Origin of the sequence: Amphritea pacifica, from assembly GCF_016924145.1 — a bacterium.
Classification (GTDB): Bacteria; Pseudomonadota; Gammaproteobacteria; order Pseudomonadales; family Balneatricaceae; genus Amphritea; species Amphritea pacifica.
In genome coordinates this window covers 1-26,195 of the sequence record NZ_JAFFZO010000049.1, presented here as the reverse complement: position 1 = coordinate 26,195, position 26,195 = coordinate 1, and the positions used below count along the sequence as shown (strand labels likewise).

21 protein-coding genes and 2 tRNA genes are annotated in these 26,195 nt (G+C 51.7%); 3 read left to right on the top strand and 20 right to left on the bottom strand.

Annotated features, from left to right (window positions below):
• Nucleotides 1-383: 383 nt before the first annotated feature.
• Nucleotides 384-923, bottom strand: coding sequence for a redoxin family protein (locus JW499_RS20380; RefSeq protein WP_205212314.1), 540 nt, complete (start codon nt 921-923; stop codon nt 384-386).
• A gap of 211 nt (nt 924-1,134) precedes the next feature.
• Between JW499_RS20380 and JW499_RS20375 the strand changes: the two genes are divergently transcribed.
• The gene (locus JW499_RS20375) at nt 1,135-1,482 is read left to right on the top strand and encodes a hypothetical protein (protein WP_205212313.1); all 348 of its coding nucleotides are present in this window, start codon (nt 1,135-1,137) and stop codon (nt 1,480-1,482) included.
• Between the two features lie 267 nt (nt 1,483-1,749).
• On the opposite strand, the gene JW499_RS20370 is transcribed toward JW499_RS20375, so the two are convergent.
• The 16 genes from JW499_RS20370 to rlmE form a co-directional block, all read right to left on the bottom strand.
• Complete coding sequence (locus JW499_RS20370) at nt 1,750-2,205, bottom strand: CreA family protein (RefSeq protein ID WP_205212312.1); 456 nt, start codon at nt 2,203-2,205, stop codon at nt 1,750-1,752.
• 95 nt (nt 2,206-2,300) lie between these two features.
• Complete coding sequence (gene pnp / locus JW499_RS20365; protein WP_205212311.1) at nt 2,301-4,403, bottom strand: polyribonucleotide nucleotidyltransferase; 2,103 nt, start codon at nt 4,401-4,403, stop codon at nt 2,301-2,303.
• A 215-nt stretch (nt 4,404-4,618) separates the two neighbouring features.
• Nucleotides 4,619-4,888, bottom strand: coding sequence for a 30S ribosomal protein S15 (rpsO, locus tag JW499_RS20360; RefSeq protein ID WP_205212310.1), 270 nt, complete (start codon nt 4,886-4,888; stop codon nt 4,619-4,621).
• Between the two features lie 130 nt (nt 4,889-5,018).
• The gene (gene truB / locus JW499_RS20355; protein WP_205212309.1) at nt 5,019-5,987 is read right to left on the bottom strand and encodes a tRNA pseudouridine(55) synthase TruB; all 969 of its coding nucleotides are present in this window, start codon (nt 5,985-5,987) and stop codon (nt 5,019-5,021) included.
• A gap of 3 nt (nt 5,988-5,990) precedes the next feature.
• Nucleotides 5,991-6,386, bottom strand: a complete 396-nt coding sequence (rbfA, locus tag JW499_RS20350; protein WP_091361562.1) for a 30S ribosome-binding factor RbfA — start codon at nt 6,384-6,386, stop codon at nt 5,991-5,993.
• Between the two features lie 20 nt (nt 6,387-6,406).
• On the bottom strand, nt 6,407-8,959 hold the full coding sequence (infB, locus tag JW499_RS20345; RefSeq protein WP_205212308.1) for a translation initiation factor IF-2: 2,553 nt from the start codon (nt 8,957-8,959) through the stop codon (nt 6,407-6,409).
• Between the two features lie 23 nt (nt 8,960-8,982).
• Nucleotides 8,983-10,473 (bottom strand): transcription termination factor NusA, encoded by a 1,491-nt coding sequence (gene nusA / locus JW499_RS20340; protein WP_205212307.1) that lies wholly within the window; start codon nt 10,471-10,473, stop codon nt 8,983-8,985.
• Nucleotides 10,474-10,509: 36 nt separating this feature from the next.
• Nucleotides 10,510-10,965 (bottom strand): ribosome maturation factor RimP, encoded by a 456-nt coding sequence (gene rimP / locus JW499_RS20335; protein WP_091361548.1) that lies wholly within the window; start codon nt 10,963-10,965, stop codon nt 10,510-10,512.
• 300 nt (nt 10,966-11,265) lie between these two features.
• Nucleotides 11,266-11,342, bottom strand: a tRNA-Met gene (locus tag JW499_RS20330).
• Between the two features lie 401 nt (nt 11,343-11,743).
• Nucleotides 11,744-11,830 (bottom strand) — tRNA-Leu (locus tag JW499_RS20325).
• A 13-nt stretch (nt 11,831-11,843) separates the two neighbouring features.
• Nucleotides 11,844-12,209 (bottom strand): preprotein translocase subunit SecG, encoded by a 366-nt coding sequence (gene secG / locus JW499_RS20320; protein ID WP_091361545.1) that lies wholly within the window; start codon nt 12,207-12,209, stop codon nt 11,844-11,846.
• An 11-nt stretch (nt 12,210-12,220) separates the two neighbouring features.
• A complete protein-coding gene (gene tpiA, locus JW499_RS20315; RefSeq protein WP_205212306.1) occupies nt 12,221-12,985 on the bottom strand; it encodes a triose-phosphate isomerase in 765 nt (254 codons plus the stop codon).
• A gap of 105 nt (nt 12,986-13,090) precedes the next feature.
• Complete coding sequence (gene glmM / locus JW499_RS20310; RefSeq protein ID WP_205212305.1) at nt 13,091-14,425, bottom strand: phosphoglucosamine mutase; 1,335 nt, start codon at nt 14,423-14,425, stop codon at nt 13,091-13,093.
• Complete coding sequence (folP, locus tag JW499_RS20305) at nt 14,418-15,290, bottom strand: dihydropteroate synthase (RefSeq protein ID WP_456298301.1); 873 nt, start codon at nt 15,288-15,290, stop codon at nt 14,418-14,420. Before folP ends, glmM begins: the two co-directional genes overlap by 8 nt.
• A 70-nt stretch (nt 15,291-15,360) precedes the next feature.
• Nucleotides 15,361-17,334, bottom strand: coding sequence for an ATP-dependent zinc metalloprotease FtsH (gene ftsH / locus JW499_RS20300; RefSeq protein ID WP_205212315.1), 1,974 nt, complete (start codon nt 17,332-17,334; stop codon nt 15,361-15,363).
• Between the two features lie 89 nt (nt 17,335-17,423).
• Nucleotides 17,424-18,050 (bottom strand): 23S rRNA (uridine(2552)-2'-O)-methyltransferase RlmE, encoded by a 627-nt coding sequence (rlmE, locus tag JW499_RS20295; protein WP_232846549.1) that lies wholly within the window; start codon nt 18,048-18,050, stop codon nt 17,424-17,426.
• Between the two features lie 116 nt (nt 18,051-18,166).
• Between rlmE and JW499_RS20290 the strand changes: the two genes are divergently transcribed.
• Nucleotides 18,167-18,469 (top strand): YhbY family RNA-binding protein, encoded by a 303-nt coding sequence (locus JW499_RS20290; RefSeq protein ID WP_091361527.1) that lies wholly within the window; start codon nt 18,167-18,169, stop codon nt 18,467-18,469.
• Nucleotides 18,470-18,531: 62 nt separating this feature from the next.
• Here JW499_RS20290 and greA read toward each other — a convergent pair whose 3' ends face one another.
• From greA to carA, 3 genes are all read right to left on the bottom strand, one after another.
• A complete protein-coding gene (gene greA / locus JW499_RS20285) occupies nt 18,532-19,008 on the bottom strand; it encodes a transcription elongation factor GreA (protein ID WP_091361525.1) in 477 nt (158 codons plus the stop codon).
• A gap of 12 nt (nt 19,009-19,020) precedes the next feature.
• Nucleotides 19,021-22,227: a carbamoyl-phosphate synthase large subunit gene (gene carB / locus JW499_RS20280; protein WP_205212302.1), complete on the bottom strand. Its 3,207-nt coding sequence runs from the start codon at nt 22,225-22,227 to the stop codon at nt 19,021-19,023.
• 89 nt (nt 22,228-22,316) lie between these two features.
• Nucleotides 22,317-23,450: a glutamine-hydrolyzing carbamoyl-phosphate synthase small subunit gene (gene carA / locus JW499_RS20275; RefSeq protein ID WP_205212301.1), complete on the bottom strand. Its 1,134-nt coding sequence runs from the start codon at nt 23,448-23,450 to the stop codon at nt 22,317-22,319.
• A gap of 272 nt (nt 23,451-23,722) precedes the next feature.
• On the opposite strand from carA, the gene JW499_RS20270 reads away from it, so the two are divergent.
• Nucleotides 23,723-25,702 carry a methyl-accepting chemotaxis protein gene (locus JW499_RS20270; protein WP_205212300.1) on the top strand — a complete coding sequence of 660 codons (1,980 nt, stop codon included), beginning with the start codon at nt 23,723-23,725 and terminating at the stop codon, nt 25,700-25,702.
• Nucleotides 25,703-26,195: the final 493 nt, after the last annotated feature.

Genomic DNA, 26,195 nt, shown 5'->3' with positions numbered 1-26,195 from the left:
ATACATTGCCCATCATAACAGCAATCCGAAGCCATTTATTTGGACTAAAAGTGCCCGAGACATTTTGGAAAAAGTTATTCGTGCCAACAGTCGCTTAAGCTCTAAACAGAATGCAACACTACACTAGTGGTTAGACGGGAAGCCTCGCTTCCCTTGCTAGAAAAAACGGAAGAGAAAGAACCTATGAATGACTTTCTAGCCAGACTTTCCTGTAACACCTCAGTACAGCGGTTGATATTCAAACCTCATCCCCCCCCCTAACCGATTTCTGGCTATTCGGGTTCAGGCTTACGACGCCCCGTTGTCACTCGAAGGCTTTTCCTAGCGTTTAGCAGGCGCGAAGCGCCGTTCTAGCTACTGCTTTTAAGTGAAGTGGCGTCTAACTACTCATGAAGCAATTCGCGAATATCTCCTTCGATCGCCCTTGCCTGCGTCGACCCCGCATGCGTCTCGCCGATATAGATAGAACGAACCCGGCCCTGCTTATCGATCAGATAGAAGGTCGGCCAGAATTTGTTGCCCATCATCTGCCAGTAGGTAAAGTTGTTATCCATCATCACCGGGTGATGCAGCTCAAACTCATCGATTTTAGCTTTCACATTAGCCCTGACACGCTCATGGGGGAATTCCGGGGTATGGATACCAATGACAGTAAACGCCTCGTCAGCAAGCGTCTGCTCAAGTTCATGTATCCAGGGAAAAGAGCGATAACAGTTCCAGCAATCAAAGGTCCAGAAATCCAGCATCACCACTTTTCCCCGCAACGATTTCAGCGAAAGCGGCGGACTGTTAAACCAGCTATCGACATCGGTCTGGCTAAACTCAGGAGCAGGCAAAGGGGTATCCAGCTTCCCAGCGTATACACTGAAGCTGACACTCAGGCTTACGAGTAACAGCAAAAACGTTCGGCCTATCCCACTCATATTCTACTCCCGTTTTAATTAAGACCTTTACCACGCCTTCAAGTTCATCATCGTCCCGCTGCAGCGCCACTCTAGTCGAGAGCAAGGTGTAAAGCATTGCTTCTGACTACGCTGACAACTCCTCAGATGGAAAACCGGTAAAAAACGGTTGCATTCTCAGCTGGAACAAACATAATGAGAATCATTATCATTTAAATATGGAGATGTATTGATGAATGTTCTCAGAATAGATGCCTGGATGGAACGCAGCGAACCTGTTATCAAATTGCACAGTGGCCTGTCTGAAAATCTGATCGCTGAGTGGCGCGGTAGTGCCGTGTGCGAGTTAATCGAGCAGGGGATAGTCACCTGCAGTGAGCTCTTTTCAACTGATCGCAGGGTGCAGCAACAGGCAGCCCATGAGCTGCTGCTCAACGCCTGTGCAAACTCACTCTGTCGCAGCAACGGTCCGCAGTGTTTCACCTGCATAACCGGTCGCCTGTTGCTGGCGCTGGCCCACAGTGACAGCCAGGAACAGCCCTCCGTTGCGGGCCTGAGACTATACCAATCCGCAAGTTAATATTGTTAGCCTGGAAGCAACAAGCTCGTGGCTGCCATGTTATCCCCAGATCCCCCAGAACAAGCCTGTGCATAACGTAGGGACAACTGCCGTAAGTCTTATCAGCATTGGGCTTTGGGATAGCGGGCAATAAATATCCAGTACATGAAAACTGTGCTCCCACGCTCTTAAAAACGCTTTTTCGAGCAAGGTGCGAAGCACTGGTCTGGCAAGTCGCGAAGCGACGTTCTAGCGACTGATTTTAAGCGAAGCGCCACGCAGTCACGTCTAGTGACTGCTGTTATAAGCCTGTGTCCCCCATAACGGCACTGTCGACAAGCTGTGCTTAAAGCTGCCGTTAGTCTCTTTGGTGGAGTAAGACAGATACATCAGTGTCTGTGATTCGGGGTCGAAGATGCGCCGGACTTTCATGGTTTTGAAGAATACGCTTTTCGACTTCCGAAACACTATTTCGCCATCTTTGGAGCGATCGATAGCGGCGATCATCTGCGCGGTTATCGGCCCGGTCTGACGGCAGGCGATCGATGAATCACTGGGGTCGGAGAAATCCAGATCCGCTTCAATACTGGCAATATGGCAGGTAACTCCGGTGACCACCGGGTCTACCAGCACATTCAGTTTAATATCTTTCGTGGTCAGTAATCCAAGTGAGACATCCCCCACCTCATCGCCACCACAACCGGCCAGTAGCAGGGTTAATATAACAGCGGTGATCGCTTTCATCTTCACTCCTCTCGTCAGATTTCAGTCTATTGTAACTGAGGCTATAACAAAAAAGCCCTGCATCAGCAGGGCTTTTTTAACCGCGGAACAGAGCTTTACTCGACAGACTCATCCTGCTCCAGATCACGCATGGTCAGTTTGATACGACCACGAGGATCGACCTCCATCACCTTAACCTTAACCACATCATCCATCTTGATGTAGTCGGTGACTTTCTCGATACGCTTGTTAGCGATCTGAGAGATGTGCACCAGACCATCTTTACCCGGCAGGATATTAACGAATGCACCGAACTCTTCCAGACGCACAACCTTACCTTCGTAGATCTTGCCGACTTCAGCTTCTGCCGTGATCTCCATCACTTTATCAACAGCAGCCTTCGCGGCAGCTTTATCCGCAGCGTAGATACGAACAGTGCCGTTATCTTCGATATCGATAGTTGCACCGGTCTCTTCGGTCAGCGCACGGATGGTTGCACCGCCCTTACCAATAACGTCACGGATCTTCTCTGGGTTGATCTCCAGCAGCGTCATTGCCGGAGCGTTGTCAGGCAGCTCTGGACGAGCATAACCGATCACTTTAGCCATCTCTTTCAGAATGTGAGCACGGGCTTCATACGCCTGCTCCAGAGCGATCTCCATGATCTCTTCGGTGATACCGGTGATCTTGATATCCATCTGCAGCGCAGTAACACCCGCTTCAGTACCGGCCACTTTAAAGTCCATGTCGCCCAGGTGATCTTCATCACCGAGGATATCGGTCAGAACAGCGAAACGCTCGCCCTCTTTAACCAGACCCATAGCGATACCGGCAACAGGGGCTTTCAGAGGCACACCTGCGTCCATCATAGACAGAGACGCACCACAAACAGACGCCATAGAGCTTGAACCGTTGGATTCAGTGATCTCAGATACGATGCGGATGGTGTATGGGAACTCTTCCTGGGTCGGCAGAACCGCAGCAACACTGCGACGCGCCAGACGGCCATGACCGATCTCACGACGACCGGTTGCACCCATACGACCCGCTTCACCGACAGAGTATGGAGGGAAGTTGTAATGCAACATGAACGGATCACGACGCTCACCTTCGATCGCATCGATGATCTGAGAATCACGTGCAGTACCCAGTGTACAGGTAGCGATCGCCTGAGTTTCGCCCCGGGTAAACAGTGCAGAACCGTGAGTACCACTCAGTACATCAATCTCTACATCGATACCACGGACAGTCTTGCTGTCACGGCCATCGATACGTGGCTGACCATCCAGGATACGCCCACGAACGATCTCTTTCTCCAGCGACTTAAAGATACCGGACACATCACCGGCTGAAGGCTGACCCTCTTCACCACACAGTGCTTCAACCGCTTTATCACGGGCAGCATTCAGAGCGTTCTGACGCTCCATCTTGTCTGCTGTCAGGTAAGCGTTGTTGATATCTTCGCCTACGACACCACGAACCTGTTCAATCAGGGCTTCGTTCTTCGCTTCAGGGGTATATTCCCAACGTGGCTTACCGGCTTCAGCAACCAGCTCGTTGATCGCATTGATAGCAACCTGCATCTGCTGGTGACCAAACACAACGGCACCCAGCATCTCATCTTCAGACAGTTCCTGAGCTTCAGACTCAACCATCAGTACTGCATCAGAGGTACCGGCAACCACCATGTCCAGCATGGAGCTTTCCAGCTCTTCGTAGGTTGGGTTGAGCATGTAACCCGCTTCTTCAGTGTAACCGACACGGGCACCACCGATTGGCCCCTGGAACGGGATACCTGAAACCGCCAGAGCTGCAGAGGTACCGATCATGGCAGCGATATCAGGATCGTTGATCTTATCCGCAGACATAACAGTACAGATAACCTGTACTTCATTCATGTAACCCTTAGGGAACAGTGGACGGATAGGACGATCGATCAGACGGGAGGTCAGCGTTTCTTTCTCAGACGGACGCGCTTCACGCTTGAAGAAACCACCCGGGATACGGCCGACTGCGTAATACTTTTCCTGATAGTGAACAGACAGTGGGAAGAAGTCCTGACCTTCGCGGGCAGATTTAGCACCCACAACCGTACACAGAACCTGCACACCGGCCATCGTCACCAGTACAGCACCGCTCGCCTGACGGGCAACCCGACCGGTCTCGAGGGTCACTTCATGTTTACCGTATTGGAATGTCTTTGTAATTGCTTGTGGCACGATACAATTCCTTATCTTTATGCAAAACAAAAAAATGTCTGTGCGACGTCACACCGGCCTCTTTATAGCCAGTACTCTGCTGGGCTCTCAGTTACTAAAGAGCGCACCAGAGTACAGGCTGGTTGGTGTAAAACGTTGTACAGACGCATATAGAGATCGCTTTTCAGCAGATCTGAAAGCACCGGGGCCATCATAGATGGCCCCGGAACATTATCTTAGCGACGCAGGCCGAGACGCTTGATCAGATCAGCGTAACGATTTACATCTTTCTTCTTCAGGTAATCCAGCAGCTTACGACGCTGGTTTACCATGCGGATCAGACCGCGACGAGAATGGTGGTCATGGATGTGACCTTTGAAGTGAGACTGCAGACCAACGATGTTGTGGGTCAGCAGAGCAACCTGTACTTCAGGTGAACCAGTGTCGCCTTCGCCACGAGCGTACTCAGCAACGATCTCAGCTTTCTTTTCAACAGATAATGCCATTTTAATAACTCCAAAAATAATATGCACACCACAGCATCTGTGTGGTGGATTAATAGTCGCGTTGTACCGAGCATATTTTCAGTTCAACGTCATATTGTCAGTGTCGCCTGAGCCACACCCACAAATTCAATTAACTTTCCTGAGTACTCATCAGCCGCCGGGGTAACAAAGTTCCCTCAGCATCGATCTCACCAATACCCAGAAAGCGTCCGCTGTCCCCATCAAGCAAACGTACCAGCGGCTGTGCCGGGTTCGCGCCATCCGATGTGTCCAGCACTACCGTCTGTCCAAAACAGAGGGTGCGTGTCTGTTGCCCGGTCAGTATAACCTCAGGGGTATCTGCTACCGGACTCCAGGGCGGCAATAATAACTCATCCAGACGCGTTTGTATGCGTTCCGGAGACGCCTCGCTGCCCATTTCTTCCACCAGTTGTTCGAGATCAGCCAGCGGCATCATACTCTCCGCTTTATAGGGGCCGGAATCGAGACGGCGGAGCATTTTAACATGCGCACCGCAGCCCAGCATCTCGCCCATATCCTGAACGATGGAACGGATGTAGGTGCCTTTGCTGCAGCGGATATCCAGATCCACTTCATCGCCGCGGAAATCCAGCAAATCGATACTGAAAACCGTCACCTGACGACTTTTCACCTCGACCTGAATCCCCTGGCGCGCCAGTTTATAGAGCGGCTGACCATTGTGCTTCAGAGCCGAAAACATCGACGGCACCTGCGTGATCAGACCGGTAAACTCGCACTGCAACAGCTCATCAATCAGCTCTGCGGTGAGGTTTTCCGGCAGCGGTCGCTCTTCAACTACTACACCATCGGCATCACTGGTATCGGTTCGCTGACCCAGTTTAGCCGTCGTGATATAACGCTTATCGGCATCCAGCAGGAACTGAGAAAACTTGGTCGCTTCGCCAAAACAAAGCGGCAGCATCCCGGTTGCCAGTGGATCCAGCGCACCGGTATGGCCCGCCTTAGCGGCCCCATAGATCCGTTTTACAATTTGTAGCGCCCGGTTTGACGACATTCCACCCGGTTTATCGAGCAGAAAAATACCGTTGACCGGCCGGCCTTTTGCCCGCCTTGCCAAAGGTTACTCCCCGTCGTCCTGACCGTGTTTGCTGTCCGCCCGTGAGGCCTGAATAATCAGGTCATTGAGGCGACGGCCCCGGTCAACACTCTCATCAAAATGGAAGCGCAGTTGCGGCATCACCCGCAGTTTGATCTTGCTGGACAGCTGTCCACGCAGGAAGCCTGCAGCGTTATTCAGAACCTTAAGGGATTCCTTCACCGCCGTCGCTTCATCTTTTCCCCCCATCGCCATCACGGTGATATAGATATCAGCGTAGCCAAGATCCTTGGCGATCTTTACGTAGCTGATAGTCACCATCCCCAGGCGGGGGTCTTTAATTTCACGCTGGATCAGCTGCGCCAGGTCCTTCTGGACCTGGTCAGATATCCGTTGTGTACGACTGAATTCTCTTGCCATAATAGTCTGTTAATTCACTCTTACAACGTACGCGCAACTTCAATGGTGTCGAAGACTTCGATCTGATCGCCGACCTTCACATCATTGTAGTTCTTAACGCCGATACCGCACTCCATGCCCTGACGGACTTCAGCCACGTTATCTTTAAAGCGACGCAGAGACTCCAGCTCACCTTCATAGATAACCACGTTTTCACGCAGTACCCGGATACGCTTGTTACGGAAGACTGAACCTTCAGTGACCATACAGCCCGCTACTGCACCGATCTTAGGTGCACGGAAGACATCACGTACCTCTGCGATACCGACAATCTGTTCCTTAAACTCTGGAGACAGCAGACCGGTCATCGCCTGTTTTACATCATCGATGATATCGTAGATAACGCTGTAGTAACGCAGTTCCAGATCTTCACGCTCGACGATAGCCCGCGCCTGTGCATCCGCACGGACGTTAAAGCCGATCATGATAGCGCTGGACGCTACCGCCAGGTTGGCATCGGTTTCAGCAATACCACCGACACCGCCGGAAACGACATTGACTTTAACTTCGTCGGTGCTCAGATCCGTCAGCGAGCTGGTCAGCGCTTCCAGAGAACCACGAACGTCTGCTTTTATGATGATGTTCAGTGTCTTCACATCACCGGCCTGCATATTTTCGAACAGGTTCTCAAGTTTGGCCTGCTGCTGACGCTGCAGTTTCACTTCGCGGTATTTACCCTGACGGAACAAGGCAACTTCACGGGCCTTCTTCTCGTTGGAGACCACGGTGAACTCGTCACCGGCACCAGGAGTACCATCCAGTCCCAGAATCTCAACCGGGATAGACGGGCCCGCTTCTTTAACGGGTTTACCATTCTCATCCAGCATTGCCCGAACACGGCCATACTGCAAACCAGCCAGCACGATATCACCCTGTCTCAGGGTACCGTTCTGCACCAGCAGCGTGGCAACCGGACCACGCCCTTTATCCAGACGGGATTCAACCACAACACCACGTCCAGGCGCTTCAGGGATCGCTTTAAGCTCCAGAATCTCAGCCTGCAGCAGAACCGCATCCAGCAGTGCATCGATACCTTCACCGGTTTTAGCTGAGACGTTCACAAACTGAACATCACCACCCCACTCTTCCGGCAGGACATCACGCTGAGCCAGCTCATTCTTAACCCGCTCGGGATCGGCATCCTCTTTATCGATCTTGTTGACCGCAATAACCAGAGGCACACCTGCCGCTTTAGCGTGATTCACCGCTTCTTCAGTCTGTGGCATCACACCATCATCTGCAGCAACCACCAGAATAACGATATCGGTCAATTGAGCACCACGGGCACGCATTGCGGTAAAGGCGGCGTGTCCCGGTGTATCCAGGAAGCTCACCATACCGTGACCGGTTTCAACGTGATACGCACCGATATGCTGGGTAATGCCTCCGGATTCACCGGCAGCAACTCGGGTTTCACGAATATAGTCAAGCAGTGATGTTTTACCATGGTCAACGTGACCCATTACCGTCACGACCGGCGCACGCTCAACCTGCTCACCGGCAATCTCTTCTGCAGCACCGGCGCTTTCGATCAGTTGATCTTCAACGGTATTCTCCTGCATCGCAACAGCCGTGTGCCCCATCTCCTCAACCACCAGGGTTGCGGTGTCCTGATCAATCACGGAGTTGATGGTCGCCATCGCCCCCATTTTAAACATAACCTTGATCAGGTCGGCCGCTTTAACTGACATTTTCTTCGCCAGTTCAGCCACGGTAATCGATTCCGGAATCGCCACTTCATGAATCACCGGCGCGGTTGGCCGCTCAAACGCCTGAACGTTGGAACTGGTCATACCCCGCTGAGCAGGCTTGCCGCCACCTCGACGGTTGCCGCCATCACGGCCACCCGGTTTACGGGACAAACGCTTGTTATCACCGCCTTTACGGCCCGCAGCAGGCTTATCCTGGCTACGGAAATTCTTTTCCCGGGTCTGTTTACGATCCTGCTTGGGTGCAGCTGCCTCAGGCTCAACATCTGCCACCGCAGGAGCCGCGGCTTTTGCCGCAGCGGGCTTAGCCATTGTCGGTTTAGACACCGCTGGTTTAGCTTCAGACTGCTTCTCTGCTGCGTCACGTTCCGCTTTGGCTTTCGCCTCGGCTTCGGCCTTCAGACGTGCCTCTTCACGTTGTTTCTCCTGCGCGGCCTGCAGTTCGGCATCCCGACGTGCCTGCTCTTCCAGCTCAGCCTGAAGATTCTTACCTTTAACTTCTGCTACCGGAGTCTCTTCAACATCAGAACGTTTGACATAGGTGCGCTTCTTACGCACTTCAACATTGATCGTTTTCTTACCCGCCGCGCCGGACACTTTGATCTGGCTGGTTGTTTTGCGTTTCAGGGTAATCTTCTTAGGCTCGCTATCGGATTTTTCGCCGTGGCTGCGCTTAAGGTGGTTCAGCAGTTTCTGACGCTCATCTTCGGTAACTGAAGCGGCTTCATTTTTGCCTGCAATACCTGCTTCTTTCATCTGCGTTAACAGACGATCAACGGGAACGCCAACTACTTCGGCAAGTTGTTTTACTGTGACTTCTGCCATCTGGGTTTATCTCCTCCGTTGACTTATTCTTCGTCCGCAAACCATGGCGCGCGCGCAGTCATAATCAGCGCTGCAGCTTTTTCACTATCCAGCTCTTCAATCTCAAGCAGGTCTTCAACCGCCTGCTCAGCCAGATCTTCCATGGTCACGATACCTTTACTGGCCAGAACAAAGGCCAGATGACGCTCCATACCTTCCATCTCCAGCAGATCCTGAGCCGGCTCAGCATTTTCAAGAGCCTCCTCATTCGCCAATGCCAGATTCAACAGAGCATCTTTCGCGCGATTGCGCAGTTCATCAACAATCTCTTCATCGAAACCATCGATTTCGAGCATCTCATCAGCGGGAACGTAGGCGACCTCTTCCAGCGAGGTGAAACCTTCATCCACCAGGATACCCGCAATATCATCATCAACATCCAGGTGCTTAATAAACAGCTCCAGGATTGAACCGGTTTCAGATTGCTGCTTTTCTGCAGCCTCTTCTTCGGTCATGACGTTCAGTTTCCAGCCGGTCAGTTCTGACGCCAGGCGAACGTTCTGGCCGCTGCGGCCAATCGCCATCGGCAGATTCTCTTCAGCGACAGCAACATCCATCGAGCGGGAATCTTCATCCACCACAATAGAAGCCACCTCTGCCGGAGACATCGCGTTAATCACCAACTGGGCCGGATTATCATCCCAGAGGATGATATCAACACGCTCGCCGCTCAGTTCGTTAGAAACGGCCTGAACACGAGCACCGCGCATACCTACACAGGCGCCCACCGGATCGATACGTCCATCATTCGTTTTAACGGCGATCTTGGCACGCGAACCCGGGTCACGGGACGCTGCACGAATCTCGATCACCTCTTCAGAGATCTCAGGTACTTCGATACGGAACAGCTCGATCAGCATCTCAGGACAGCTGCGGCTCATCGCCAGCTGTGGACCGCGCCCTTCGGTACGAATCTCGTGCAGCACTGCCCGGACCCGGTCACCCATACGATAGGTTTCCCGAGGTAGCAACTGATCCCGCGGCAGAACGGCTTCTGCGTTGTTCCCCAGGTCAACAATAATGTTGTCCCGTGTCACTTTCTTTACGGTACCCGAGATAAGCTCACCCAGACGGCTGCTGTATTGTGCAACCACCTTAGCGCGCTCCGCTTCACGTACCTTCTGCACAATAACCTGCTTAGCAGTCTGCGCAGCGATGCGGCCGAACTTAACCGATTCGACCTCTTCTTCGTAGATATCACCAGGCTGCAGGCTTGCATCGATCTCTTCCGCCTCCTGCATGGTCAGCTCAGTGCCCAGCAGAGGCACACCTTCGTTACTCACCACTGACCAGCGACGGAATGTCTGGTAATCACCGGTTGCACGGTCAATGACTACACGGATATCCGCTTCTTCGTCGTAGCGTTTTTTGGTCGCTGTTGCCAGCGCCAGTTCAATCGCTTCGAAGATCACCTCTTTAGAAACATCTTTCTCGTTAGATACTGCTTCTGCAACCAGTAGAATTTCTTTATTCATACAACTGCCCCAACCTCAAAATTCAATTCTTTACACTCAGAACTGAGGAACTATGTTTGCTTTTTCAATATGGTCAATCGGTAACAGGTACTCTTCCTGATCGACAACCAGCACAATATCTTCATCTTCAATACCACTGAGGATGCCTTTAAACCTGCGACGACCCTCAAATGGCATGCGCAGCTTCAGCTGCACCACGTGTCCGACAAACGCCTGGTACTGTTCCAGAGTAAACAGCGGGCGATCCATCCCCGGGGAGGAAACCTCTAATGTATATTCACCGCTAATCGGATCTTCTACATCCAGAATCCCGCTCACCTGACGACTGACGCTGGCGCAATCCTCTACCCCGATACCTTGTTCGGCATCGATGTAGATCCGCAGCATGCTGTGACGCCCCTGGGATATCATCTCAATACCCCATAACTGATAACCGAGAGCCACCACAGATGGCTCAATCAGTTCCTGTAACACACTCAACTTTGCTGACACGCAAAAACCTCTAAACGCACTTTCTTAGGCAAACAAAAAATGGGTCAAAGACCCATTCAACATACGACCCCGATGGGCCGCAAGTACGAAAAAGCCCCTAAAAAGGGGCCAATCAACGTACTGCTTGATCGACAATCCCAGACCGGTCGCCAAATCAGCGACCCACTGGAATTGGTAGCGGGAATCAGCATCTGCCGTTACTTTCCCGAAAGAACATAACAACGAAAGATAATGCTGAATCTTATTAACCCTCAAGAGTCCGTTACACGAATCTCTTGCTTCTGATCTATCATCCTAAAATGGTAGCGGGGGCCAGATTTGAACTGACGACCTTCGGGTTATGAGCCCGACGAGCTACCAGGCTGCTCCACCCCGCATCAGAAATCGGCGAGAATTATACTCCTCCTGTCTGAGTAGTTCAAGGACAGCTTCCCGGGATTACCCGACGCGCATCAACATTTCACCCTTTCACTACATTAGCACGCGACACATACCGCCGGGCACCTTCCAAACCGACCAGCTAGCGGACCGATCCGACCCTTCACAAACATAGCGAGAGATAAATCCACGCCAGAGCATCGCTTAAAGCAGCCCTGCTCAGAAATAAAAAAGCGCCGCAAAGATGCGCTTCCTTAAATATGGTGCCGACTATATGGATACATATTGGGCGTCGGAGCCTGTGACGACGGTCCGAAGGACTTCATCGAAGATGAACCAACGCGGGACGCAGTCTCGCCGAGGCAAAAAAAAGCGCATCTTTGATGCGCTTCCTTAAATATGGTGCCGAAGGCGGGACTTGAACCCGCACGACCATTAGGTCACCACCCCCTCAAGATGGCGTGTCTACCAATTCCACCACTTCGGCATTTAAACAAGGATCACTCAGCAGGCGGTACGTCCGCATCCCCTGCTGGCAATTTATTCTCTTCCAGAACCGGCACCTGCTCAGCATTATCAGCAGCACTCTGAATCAGCTCTGCCGCAGGCACACCGGCATCGCTCACCGATACAGCCTTATCTTTTGCATAAACAGCCAGCACAAAACTGGTAATAAACAGTCCGGTTGCAATAATCGCAGTCATACGACTCAGAAACGAGCCGGAGCCCTGGCTACCAAATACGGTCTGAGACGCACCTGCACCAAAAGATGCACCTGCCTCAGCGCCTTTACCCTGCTGCAACAGCACCAGAGCAATAATGGCAATAGCCAGCAGAACATGTACAGCAAGAACCAGAGTTTCCATTATTTTTCCACTTACTTACGACTCTCTGCCGCCGCAGCGCAGATCGTCAGGAATTCATCAGCTTTCAGAGATGCGCCACCAATCAGGCCGCCATCAATATCCTGCTGAGCCAGGAGCTCAGCCGCATTACCGGCATTCATACTGCCGCCATACAGAATCGACAGTTTATCAGCTACCTTCATACCACTACCAGTCAACTGAGCACGGATTGCAGCATGCACTTCCTGAGCTTGCTCAGGCGTCGCGGTCAGACCCGTTCCGATCGCCCAGACCGGCTCATAGGCAATCACAACCGATGCAAAACGTTCAATACCGATCCGCTGAACAACTGCATCAATCTGCGTTGCCACAACGGCAAGGGTTTCACCCGCCTCACGCTGCGCCAGCGTTTCGCCAACACACAGTATTGGAGTCAGCCCGGCAGTCAGGGTTGCATCAACTTTATCTGCAACATCAGCATCCGTTTCTTTAAACAGACTACGCCGCTCAGAGTGCCCCAGAATAACATACTCACACCCCAGATCCTGAAGCATTTCCAGTGACCACTCACCGGTAAACGCCCCTTTTGGCTGGGCGGATACATTCTGAGCACCGACGACAACCGGAGCATTGCCAAGCTGCTCTTTAACCTGCGACAGGTAAACAGCAGGTGGGCAGACCAGCGTCACCAGACCATCAACAACGGGCACACCTGCGGTGATACCATCCAGCAAAGCCCTGATCGACTCACTGGTTCCGTTCATTTTCCAATTTCCGGCGACTATCGTCTTACGCATGAGTTTCCCTCTGTGCAAAGCGGCGCACATAGTACCCAGTTTCCTGATAAGTTACAAGCAGCTATCCACTGGTAACGAATAAATTTTCGCACCCGCCCAATAATATTAAAGCGCCTGACGAACAGCCTCAGCCAGTTCCTCACAAAGCGCTTCCACCCAGGCCTCATCGTCTCCCTCAACCATCACTCTGACCACCGGTTCAGTTCCGGAAGGACGCAGCAGCACCCGGCCACGCTCTCCGAGACGTGCTTCAGTATCCGCCACAGCAGACTGCACTGCTGGCAGCGCAGCCAGGTCTACTTTCTCAGTAAGACGCACATTGATCATCGTTTGCGGCATTTTACGCATGCCTGATTTAAGATCATGCAGTGATTTCTGATCGTCAGTCATCGCTTTGAGAACCTGTAGCGCAGCAACAATACCATCACCGGTTGAGGTCAACTGACGACAGACCAGATGGCCTGAAGATTCTCCACCCAACAGCCAGTCATTAGCCACCAACTGCTCAAGCACATAGCGATCCCCTACCTGAGCGCGGATAAATGGAATACCTGCCTGTTTCAGCCCCTGTTCAAGGCCAAAATTACTCATCAGCGTGCCAACTACTCCACCTTTCAACTGATCCCTGCGATGCAAGGACATAGCGATGATAAAGAGCAACTCATCACCATCCACCGATTCGCCTTTATGATCAACCATGATCAGCCGATCACCGTCACCATCCAGCGCCACCCCCAGGTCTGCCTGGGTTGCAATAACAGTTTTTTCCAGCAGCGCCGTCGCAGTGGCACCACACTCTTCATTAATGTTGATGCCATCAGGCGAAGCACCAACCTCAACCACTGTTGCTCCCAGCTCGCGGAACACCTTGGGGGCGATGTGATAAGTAGCACCATTGGCACAATCAACGACAATCTTCATATCTTTAAGACTCAGATCACCAGAGACAGTCCCTTTACAAAACTCGATATAACGACCGGCAGCATCATCAATCCGCCGCGCCTTACCCAGCGCCGCCGCCTCTACGGTGGTCATCGCCATATCCATCTGCGCCTCAATGGCATGCTCAATATCATCGGGCAGCTTGGTCCCCAGTTCGGAGAAGAATTTGATACCATTATCGTCATAGGGGTTATGGGAGGCACTGATCACGATACCGGCATTACAGCGAAAAGTCCGGGTCAGGTAGGCAATAGCCGGTGTAGGCATCGGCCCGAGCAACAGCACATCGACCCCCGCAGCCGAAAGCCCCGCCTCCAGCGCTGATTCAAACATATAACCCGAGATCCGGGTGTCCTTGCCAATAATGATCTTGCTGCGTCCCTTGCGGGCAAACACCTTTCCGGCAGCCCATCCCAGCTTGAGCATAAAATCTGGTGTAATCGGCGCCGTACCGACCTTACCGCGAATGCCATCCGTACCAAAATATCGTTTAGTCATTTGCAATTCTGCCTTCATTCATTATGGCTTCGGTCATCCGCACCACATCCACCGTTTCCCTGACATCGTGAACCCGGAATATCTGTCCGCCCTGCTGAACGCCGATAGCGACAGTGGCCAGGCTACCGGCCAGCCGCTGATCTACAGGGCGGCTAAGCACATGGTCAATCATGCTTTTACGGGAGGTACCCACCAAAAGAGGCATACCAAACTGATGCAACTGACGCAGATTGTTCAGCAGGCGCAGATTATGCTCAACGGTTTTACCAAAACCAAATCCCGGGTCAAGAATAATTCGGTCACTGCTTATACCTGCAGCGTTGCAAGCTGTGACCCGCTGTTGCAAAAAATAGTTCACATCATCCAGCACATCATCATAGCGGGGGGCATTCTGCATGGTGGCAGGACTTCCCTGCATATGCATCACACACACCGGCAGATTTGTCGCAGCGGCCGCTTCCAGCGCCCCCTCACGCCCCAGAGCACGTACATCATTGATCAGCCCGGCCCCAAGCCTGGCAACCTCAGTCATCACCTGAGGCGCACTGGTATCGACCGAGATAATTACATCGAGCTCAGCATTCAGTCGCTCCACAACCGGCACCACCCGGTCCAGCTCTTCCTGCAGCGAGACTGCGGCAGCACCTGGCCGGGTGGACTCGCCACCAACATCGATAATCGTTGCGCCATCCTTAACCATCTGTCGGGCCCGCTCAACGGCCTGCTCAACACTCAGCTTACGCGCTTCATAGAGGGTCCCGCCGTCAGAAAAGGAATCGGGCGTCACGTTAACAATGCCCATCACCTGAGGGCGGTTCAGGTCCAGAGTGCGACTACCGAAACGGTAAGTGGAAAAGTCGTTCACAGTATCTTCCATTCGGTTTTTATTAAAAAAGGCCGGTCTGGGACCGGCCTTATCATTTGACATAAATCGTTTAGTGCAGATTGCTATCCGATGCATCTGAATCAGAAGAGGGGTCGTCCCTCTTAGCGCTTTTCAGATCGCTATTCTGATCATCATCCAGATCAAACTCCTCTTTTTTATCTGCCGCAGCCGCTTCATCTTCTGCTGCTTTTGAGTCGGCCTCCTGCCATCCTTCAGGCGGCGTCACCGGCTTACGATCCATCAGTTCATCTAACTGTTTGCTGTCAATCGTTTCGTATTTCATCAACGCCTGAGTCATATTTTCGAGAATATCCCGGTTATCCTCCAGCATCTTATAAGCCTTTGCATAGCACTCATCGATAATCTTGCGAGTTTCAGAGTCGATTTTACGCTGTAACTCTTCAGACATCGCTTTACCCGGCTGGCCATAACCACGATTGAACGGATCCTGCTCTTCATCGTCATAGAGGATTGGTCCCAGCTCATCGGTCAGACCCCAACGGGTCACCATATTGCGGGCCAGACTGGTGGCGCGCTGAATATCATTAGACGCGCCAGTGGTCACGCCCTCCTTGCCCAGCGTCATCTCTTCGGCGATACGACCGCCATAGAGACTGCAAATATTGGAGATCAGCAGCTTACGGCTGTGACTATAACGGTCTTCCTCAGGCAGAAACATAGTGACACCCAACGCCCGGCCACGCGGGATGATAGAGACCTTATACACTGGATCATGCTCAGGCATCAGTCGCCCCACAATGGCGTGACCGGATTCATGGTACGCAGTATTGAGGCGTTCCTCGTAAGACATCACCATGGATTTGCGCTCAGCGCCCATCATGATCTTATCTTTGGCCCGCTCAAACTGCTCCATTCCTACGGTCCGCTTGCTGGAACGGGCAGCAAACAGGGCCGCCTCATTGACCAGGTTAGCAAGATCCGCCCCGGAAAAGCCAGGCGTACCACGGGCAATCAGTTCAGGCTTTACATCATCGCCCAGCGGAACTTTGCGCATATGTACTTTGAGAATCTGCTCACGCCCCCGAATATCAGGCAAACCAACATGCACCTGACGGTCAAACCGCCCGGGACGCAGCAGCGCAGGGTCGAGGACATCGGGACGGTTAGTTGCCGCGATAACGATAATGCCCTCGGTGCCTTCAAAACCATCCATCTCAACCAGCAACTGGTTCAGTGTCTGCTCCCGCTCATCATTACCTCCCCCCATACCAACACCACGATGACGACCTACCGCATCAATCTCATCGATAAAGATGATGCAGGGGGCATTTTTCTTCGCCTGCTCAAACATATCCCGCACCCGGGATGCACCAACACCGACAAACATCTCAACAAAATCGGAACCCGATATGGTAAAGAACGGCACCTTCGCTTCACCGGCGATCGCTTTCGCCAACAGGGTTTTACCAGTACCCGGATTACCCGACATCAATACACCACGGGGAATATGGCCACCCAGGCGCTGGAACTTGCCCGGATCACGCAGGTAATCGACCAGCTCTTTAACCTCTTCCTTAGCCTCTTCAACACCGGCGACATCATCAAAGGTGGTCTTGATCTGATCCTGCCCCATCATGCGGGCTTTAGACTTACCAAAGGACATCGGACCGCCTTTGCCGCCACCTCCGCCCTGCATCTGCCGCATAAAGAACATAAAGATGGCAAGAATGATCAGGATTGGAAAGCTGGCCACCAGCAACTGCGTCCAGACGCTTTGTTTTTCGGGCTGCTTACCTTCGATAACCACCTTATGGTTATACAGGTCATCAACCAGCTTAGGGTCCTGCAGCGCAGGACGAACTGTGGCAAAACGCTCGCCATTGGTCCGCTCACCCTCAATGGTATAACCGTCAATAACCACCCGACGAATCTGATCATTCTTCACCGCAGTGATAAATTCAGAATAGTTGAGCTTCTGCGAGGTGCTTTCACTGTTGAAGTTATTGAAAACGGTTAACAGTACTGCCGCGATAACCAGCCACAGTACCAAATTCTTTGCCATATCGTTCAAAGGTAAACCCTCTGTTTTCTCAAAATTAGTGTCCGTTCGAAAACAAACAAAACTACAGTAGTTATACTGTATTGACTATATCAGGGACGGAAGTTTCGTCCAATCAGATAGACTTCACGCGAACGGGCTCTGGAAGAGTCCGGCTTCCGGCTATAAACCTTAGCAAAGCTGCTGCGCATATCGTTCATATATTCATCAAAGCCTTCACCCTGAAACACTTTGGCAACAAAATCACCGCCGGGCTTGAGCACCTGACGCGCCATATCCAGTGCTAATTCTACCAGATACATCGCCGCAGGCTGATCAACAGCATTCATACCACTCATATTGGGGGCCATATCTGAAATTACAAGGTCTGCCAGTTGATCGCCCAATGTTTGCAGAATCTCATTCAGCACTGACTCCTCAGTAAAATCTCCCTGAACAAACTGCACGCCTGGCAGTGGATCCATTGGCAGTATGTCAGATGATACCACCCTACCATGATCACCAACCAGCTCTGCAGCAATCTGTGACCACCCTCCCGGAGCGGCGCCCAGGTCAACCAGCGTCATCCCGGGACGAATCAGTTTATCCTTTTCATTGAGTTCAAGCAGCTTAAAGCTTGCCCGTGAACGATACCCCAGCTCTCTGGATCTCTTCACATACTGATCGTCGAAGTGTTCCTGCAGCCATCGACCGCTGCTTTTTGATCTTGCCACCAACATCCCCGTCCGGAATTTGAGTCAATGTCTACTTTCTACACACTAACTCAGGTAAAATCTCTACATTATGGTTCGAAGCGGATCTTCCGCTCCAAAATTCAAAGGTCAAGTATTTTAGTATGAGCTTAACCCCTACGCAAAAGAAGCAGTTCCGAACAATCGGTCACAGCCTTAACCCTATCATCACTGTTGCCGGAAATGGCCTGAGTGAAAACATTCTTCTGGAAGCTGACCGCGCCCTCGAAGACCATGAACTGATCAAAGTAAAATTTGCCGTGGGTGACCGCGAAGCCAAGAAACTACTGATCAGCGAAATGGCCCAGATCGTCGAAGCAACCATCGTTCAGGAGATCGGTAATGTTGCACTGCTCTATCGGGCGGCCAAACACCCGGACCCGAAACTGTCTAACCTGCTACGTTAATGTGGCCGGAACAGATCAACAACAAAAAAACCGCCGATAGGCGGTTTTTTTATCCTGCAGGATCAGATATGGTGCACCTGATCAATCTCATACTCAACGCCACCACCGGGTGTCTGCACAACAGCGACATCGCCCTCCTCTTTGCCAATCAAGGCCCGGGCAATCGGTGAGCTGATAGAAATTTTACCGCCTTTGATGTTTGCTTCATCATCCCCGACAATCTGATAACTCACTGTTTCGTCAGTGTCCATGTTAATCAGATCAACCGTGGTACCGAAAATAACCTTTCCGGTATGCGGTATCTGCGTTACATCAATCACCTGAGCGGAACCCAGCTTACCTTCAAGTTCCTGAATACGCCCTTCAATGAACCCCTGCTGCTCACGGGCAGCATGGTATTCAGCATTTTCTTTCAGGTCACCATGCTCACGCGCTTCCGCAATGGATGCGATTACTGCGGGACGCTGTACTGTTTTCAAATCATCCAGTTCTTCACGCAGCGCTTTCTCACCGCTAACAGTCATTGGAAATTTTTGCATAATCTCAGCTCCTTAGTGCAGGTCTTGCAAACGGCGTACTGTTTTTTCTTCGCCGTACTGCATCGCCATGATCATCGCTTCAGCACCCGCCAGGGTTGTGCTGTATGGCACTTTATGTTGCAACGCTGAACGACGGATCTCGGCCGAGTCTGCAATCGCCTTACGGCCTTCAGTGGTGTTAATGACGTAAACAATTTCGTCGTTCTTCAGCATATCGACGATATTCGGACGCCCTTCCATCACTTTATTAACAACCTCGACCTCAAGCCCATTCTCTCTCAACAGGGCCGCTGTTCCACGGGTAGCAACCAGGGTAAACCCAAGACTGACCAGATCGCGGGCGACAGACAGAACATTTTGCTTATCGACTTCACGAACCGAGATAAAGGCTTTACCGGTTGCGGGCATCTTCTCGCCTGCACCCAGCTGTGCCTTCATAAATGCTTCACCAAAGGTTTCACCCACCCCCATCACTTCACCGGTAGATTTCATCTCAGGAGACAGAATCGGATCAACACCCTGGAATTTATTGAACGGGAATACCGCTTCTTTAACGTTAAACAGCGTCGGAACGATCTCTTCGGTGAAGCCGATCTCTTTCAGGGTTTTACCGGTCATCACCTGAGCACCAATCTTCGCCAGCGAGACGCCGATACACTTAGAGACAAACGGTACGGTACGGGATGCACGCGGGTTCACTTCGATGACATAAACCTCGCCATCCTGATAAGCCAGCTGAGTATTCATCAGACCCACTACACCCAACTCCAGTGCCATTTTGCGCACCATCTCCCGCATCTCATTCTGGAGCGCTTCGGGGAGGCTGTATGGCGGCAATGAACAAGCTGAGTCACCGGAGTGAACACCGGCCTGCTCAATGTGTTGCATGATCGCACCGATCACCACGGTTTCGCCGTCACTCACCGCATCAATATCGACCTCAACCGCAGCGTTAAGGAAGTGATCCAGCAATACTGGCGCATCGTGGGATACCTTAACCGCAGAGGTCATATACTGACGCAGTTCAGATTCTTTATAGACGATCTCCATCGCCCGACCACCCAATACGTAAGATGGTCGAACAACCAGTGGATAGCCCAGCTTGTCAGCCTCGATAACCGCCTCTTCAAGAGAGCGCACGGTGGCGTTCTCTGGCTGCTTCAGCCCCAGACGCTTAAGCATCTGCTGGAATTGTTCCCGGTCTTCAGCCCGGTCGATCGCTTCCGGAGAGGTACCGATAATCGGCACACCGGCATGCTCCAGCGCCAGCGCCAGTTTCAGCGGAGTCTGACCACCGTACTGCACGATAACACCTTTAGGTTTCTCGACATGTACAATTTCCAGTACATCTTCCAGTGTAATCGGTTCAAAGTAGAGACGGTCAGACGTATCGTAGTCGGTAGACACGGTTTCAGGGTTACAGTTAACCATAATGGTTTCGTAACCATCCTCACGCGCCGCCAGCGCCGCATGCACACAACAGTAATCAAACTCGATACCCTGTCCGATACGGTTAGGGCCACCACCGATAACCATGATCTTCTCACGCTCGGTAGGATTCGCTTCGCACTCTTCCTCATAGGTAGAATACATGTAAGCGGTATCGGTAGAAAACTCAGCGGAACAGGTATCCACTCGCTTAAACACCGGACGGATATCCAGCTTGTGACGCTGCTTGCGTACCTGTTTCTCAGACACACCCTGCAGAACAGCCAGACGCGCATCAGAGAAACCTTTGCGCTTCAGGCGATACAACTCAGTCTTATCCAGTTCAGACAGCGTCATGGTAGAAATCCGCAGCTCATCTTTAATAAGATCTTCAACCTGAACCAGGAACCACGGATCGATGCCAGACAGTTCGTACAGTTCTTCCACTGTCATTCCCAGACGGAATCCATCACCCAGATACCAGATTCTCTCGGCACCCGGCTGTTTCATCTCACGCACGATCTCGGTACGGGCGTCCTCACTGCTCAGATCCACAATCGGATCAAAGCCGGTCGCTCCGACTTCCAGCCCCCGAAGAGCCTTCTGCAGAGATTCCTGTTGAGTACGGCCAATCGCCATCACCTCACCCACAGATTTCATCTGGGTTGTCAGACGGTCATTTGCCTGCGGAAACTTCTCAAAGGTGAAGCGGGGAATCTTGGTAACAACGTAATCGATTGCCGGTTCAAATGAGGCTGGAGTCGCTCCGCCGGTAATATCGTTCTGCAACTCATCCAGGGTGTAACCAATCGCCAGTTTCGCCGCTACCTTAGCGATAGGGAAACCGGTCGCCTTGGAAGCCAGAGCGGATGAGCGGGATACCCGGGGATTCATCTCGATAATCACGAAACGCCCGGTTTTCGGGCACTGACCAAACTGAACGTTGGAACCACCGGTTTCAACACCGATTTCACGCAGTACCGCCAGGGAAGCATCCCGCATCCACTGATACTCTTTATCCGTCAGTGTCTGTGCCGGAGCAACGGTGATTGAGTCACCGGTATGTACCCCCATGGCATCGAAGTTTTCGATCGAGCAGACGATGATGCAGTTATCGTTTTTATCACGAACCACCTCCATCTCATACTCTTTCCAGCCGATCAGGGATTCGTCGATCAACAGCTCGTTGGTAGGCGACAGATCCAGCCCCCGCTCACAGATCTCGATAAACTCTTCTTTGTTATAAGCGATACCGCCGCCGGTGCCACCCATCGTAAATGATGGCCGGATAATACATGGAAAACCCAGTTGCGACTGCACCTGCAACGCTTCTTCCATACTGTGCGCAATCGCAGCACGGGGGCACTCCAGGCCGATAGACTTCATCGCTTTATCGAAACGGTCACGGTCTTCAGCTTTATCGATGGTATCTGCATTCGCACCGATCATCTCAACGCCAAACTTTTCCAGCACACCTTCGCGTTCCAGATCAAGGGCACAGTTAAGCGCTGTCTGACCACCCATGGTCGGCAGCAGCGCATCAGGACGCTCCTGCTCAATAATCTTTGCAACTGTTTTCCACTGAATCGGCTCGATGTAGGTCGCATCCGCCATCGATGGGTCTGTCATAATGGTCGCTGGATTAGAGTTAACCAGAATAACGCGATAGCCCTCTTCACGCAGAGCTTTACAGGCCTGGGCACCGGAGTAATCAAACTCACAGGCCTGACCGATAACGATAGGGCCCGCACCGAGGATCAGAATACTTTTTATGTCCGTACGTTTTGGCATGTGTAAATAACCGATCGAAAATTTTAATTCTTTAAAAGCTGCCCGGAGATAGCTCACGGGCAGTACGTATTGACCTTAAATCAGGCGTATCAGGCCTTTCGCGCTTCAATGTCGCGAATAAAGCGATCAAACAGCGGAGCAACATCGCGCGGGCCGGGGCTCGCTTCAGGATGCCCCTGAAAACTGAAAGCAGCACGGTCGGTGCGTTCAATCCCCTGCAGGGAACCATCAAATAACGACTTATGCGTCGTCCGCAGGGTGTCAGGCAATGAACTTTCATCAACAGCAAAACCATGGTTCTGGCTGGTGATCATCACCTGCTTGTTTTCGAGGTCCTGCACCGGGTGGTTTGCACCATGATGACCAAACTTCATTTTCATGGTCTGAGCGCCGGAAGCCAGGGCTAACAACTGATGTCCCAGACAGATACCGAACACCGGGAGATCGGTTTTACAGATCTCCTGAATCGCTTCAATCGCATAATCACAGGGTTCAGGATCCCCGGGGCCATTGGAGAGGAATACACCATCAGGATTCAGTGCCAGCACTTCTGCCGCAGGCGTTTTCGCAGGCACCACCGTCAGACGACAACCCCGTTCAACCAGCATCCGCAGAATATTGCGCTTAACGCCGTAATCATACGCAACTACGTGATGCGGAAGTTCAGCTTCAGGCAGATCCCGATGTCCCTCAACACGATCCCAGGTGGTTGCGGTCCACTGATATTGTTCATCGGTGGTCACCTCTTTGGCCAGGTCCATCCCCTTCAGACCAGGGAAAGCTTTTGCACTTGACAGGGCGGCCTCTTCGTCGATATCTCCGGCCATGATGCAGCCACTTAACGAGCCCTTTTCACGCAGGATACGGGTTAATCTGCGGGTATCGATGTCAGCAATACCGACAATGTTTTTCGCTTTCAGATAGTCATCAAGACTCTGTTCACTACGCCAGTTACTGGCCGTCAGTGGCAGATCCCGGATCACAAGACCTGCAACCCATGTTTGAGAGGACTCTTCATCCTCTGTATTTGTTCCCACGTTACCGATGTGTGGATAGGTCAGGGTTACAATCTGACGGCAATACGAAGGATCCGTCAGAATCTCCTGATAACCAGTCATGGAAGTATTGAATACAACTTCTCCACTGGACTGGCCATCCGCGCCAATCGCTACTCCCCGGAAGATACTGCCGTCCTCAAGGGCCAGAATGGCTGGTCTTGTCAAAATTAACCTCCCCGCTTAGTGCGAAAATCTAAACAGAATAAATAAAACTGTAAGTTGCAAAAAAGCGAGGTAGAACATTAAGCCCGCCTCGCTTTTTTATATAGAATTCTTCCCGTGCATTTCCAGCATGCAAATCGGCGGTATTTTAGTCCATCTGACTACCATTGTCTATGAACCCACTCCCCCCATTATGAGTATCGTAAAAAAACTCTGAAACAATTCTGCAACATGAAAAAACTATAACGTAGCCCTCTATATTTCAGGGCACAATAATGAAAATTTCACAGATAAACCTGGCTGCCGCAGGTGTCTTACTCGTCGTCGTTTCCATCATGGCAGGACTGATGTTCTGGTCTCTGACAAAACTCAGCAGTAGCTTTGATAAAGCTCGCGATTATCAACTTCTTGCAGAAGAGGTTAATACCCAGGTGACCCGTCCGGTTCTGATCTATCTCAGTTCTGGAGATGCAACCCTGCTCACGGATATAGACAATTCACTCAATCGCCTGATAAATGAAGACTCAAGAGTAGCAGAGCTGGCTGACAATAATATGCCCGGGGTGATCAACACACTCTCACAGCTCCAGACGATAGCCCTGTTTAATCTGCGCGAAGCGGGGAAACTCCGCCAGCCTCAGGAACTGCTGATCAATAACGAGCGGGAGATGCTGGCATCTGCCAGCCAACTGTGGGACTACATAAACCAAAGCCAGGAGAGCCAGCAGGAACTTAAACAGCGTTATTCAAAAGCCTTAAACAACTTAAGTATGACAATTGCAGAACTTAGCCACAGCCGTCAGAAGTTTTTCTACACCGCCCAGAACAACAAATCTGACATCGAACTTAAACTCAGGACACTCAGCAGTACAACGCAACAGTTACAGGAACTTCCCCGACTGGGTATCTACAAAGAGGAAACCAGTGACGATGGCCTCCAATCTCTCCTCGGAAGCGACAGCAGGGATAACGGGACAGCCATCCGGGAGGAGCAGGGAGACCTATATATACAGGAACTGAATAGCCTCATTGGCCGATATAATAAAGAGCTGCTAAACATAGAGCAGATATACAAAAAACGTGCTGCCGCGATTAACAGCTCAACCCGCCTGGTTGATCTGCTAAACTCGCAACTCCAGACCAATCAGACCCGACTTCAGAACCACTACGATACTATCCGCCAACAGGTATACCTGTTTCTCGGTATCAGCATTACCCTGATCCTTATTACCGGCCTGATTATGAGTCTGCTAAACACCCATCTGAGCCGTATTTTAAGTCATACATGCGCTCAACTGGATGGGCTTTCGAAGGGAGACCTTCAACACCTGACCTCAAAACCAAGCAAGATCAATGAGATTGAGGTCCTCAACCAGTCGATCTCCAGCCTCAAAAACTACTTCACAACACTGATCGAAAAAATCCACACAGAGAGCAGCTCCCTTGATCGACTGGGAAGAGAGCTCAATAACAGCTCAGACACTCTGACACGGATCGTCAGCACACAACAGAAGTCGACGGAACAGGCATCGGTTCAGATTCATCAACTGAGTTGCTCCTATCAGGAAGTTGCAGAAAACGCGGTAAAAACCTCAACAGCAACCCGCGAGGCCACAGAGAAAGCCGTCAGCGGAGTACTTGAGATGGAGAACACCAGTCAGAGTATCCGACTGCTGGAAGAGGAGACTGACGCCACTCTCGCAACGCTGCAACAGCTGAAAGATGATGGTAAAGAGATTGGCTCTGCACTGCATGTCATCCAGAACTTTGCAGAACAGACCAACCTGCTTGCACTCAACGCGGCTATCGAAGCCGCGCGCGCAGGCGAAAGTGGCCGGGGATTTGCCGTCGTCGCAGACGAGGTTCGCTCCCTCGCCGTTAATACAGCAAACGCAGCTGACAATATCGGCCTCATCATTAAGAAACTAAATGGCGCCATTGACCAGATGGCAAACAAGGTAGATCGACAAGCAGATCATGTTCACAACACAGCCAGCCTGGCAGAAAATGCCCGCAAAAGCGTTGAACAGATCCGCTTATCCATCGATGAAATAGATAGCATGAGCAGCCTAATCGCAGCGGCAACCGAAGAGCAATCAACAGTCACCAACCGGATATCAGACGTCATCAATATGACACTGGAACATGCCCGACAGTCAGCACTGGAAGCCGAGCATAATAAGGAGTACGCGCGCCAGGTTGACCTTACAGGAAGCAGCCTGATGCAACTATTAAAACAGTTTAAAAGCAGCTGATATCGAGCTCCATATATTGCCAGGCTCCTACTCCCCCCTGCAGGAGCCCCTTCCAGGGGCGATAAACAATCGCTGCTGGAAACAGTTCCTACAAAGCCACCTACCTTGTGGGATTGTGGTTGTGGAAGGCACGCTGGTATGCCCTTTGGGTACCTCGCGGCGATACCCAGGGGTTCATCGCGACGGGGGCGTCGCTCCCACAGGGCCTTAGCGTCTTCAGATAGTGCAGGAGCCCCTTCCACAGGGGTTTAGCTTCTTCAGGTAGTGTAGGAGCCCCTTCCAGGGGCGATAAGCACTCGCGGCGGGAAGCAGTGCCTACAACAATCATCCATCCTTGTGGGATTGTGGGAGGCAAGCCGCGTAGCTGCGTCTGAACGAAAAAAGCCCCGATCATCTCAATGATCGGGGCTGTTTCGTATTAGGTGCTTGGCGATGACCTACTCTCGCATGGAGAAGCTCCACACTACCATCGGCGCTAAGACGTTTCACTTCC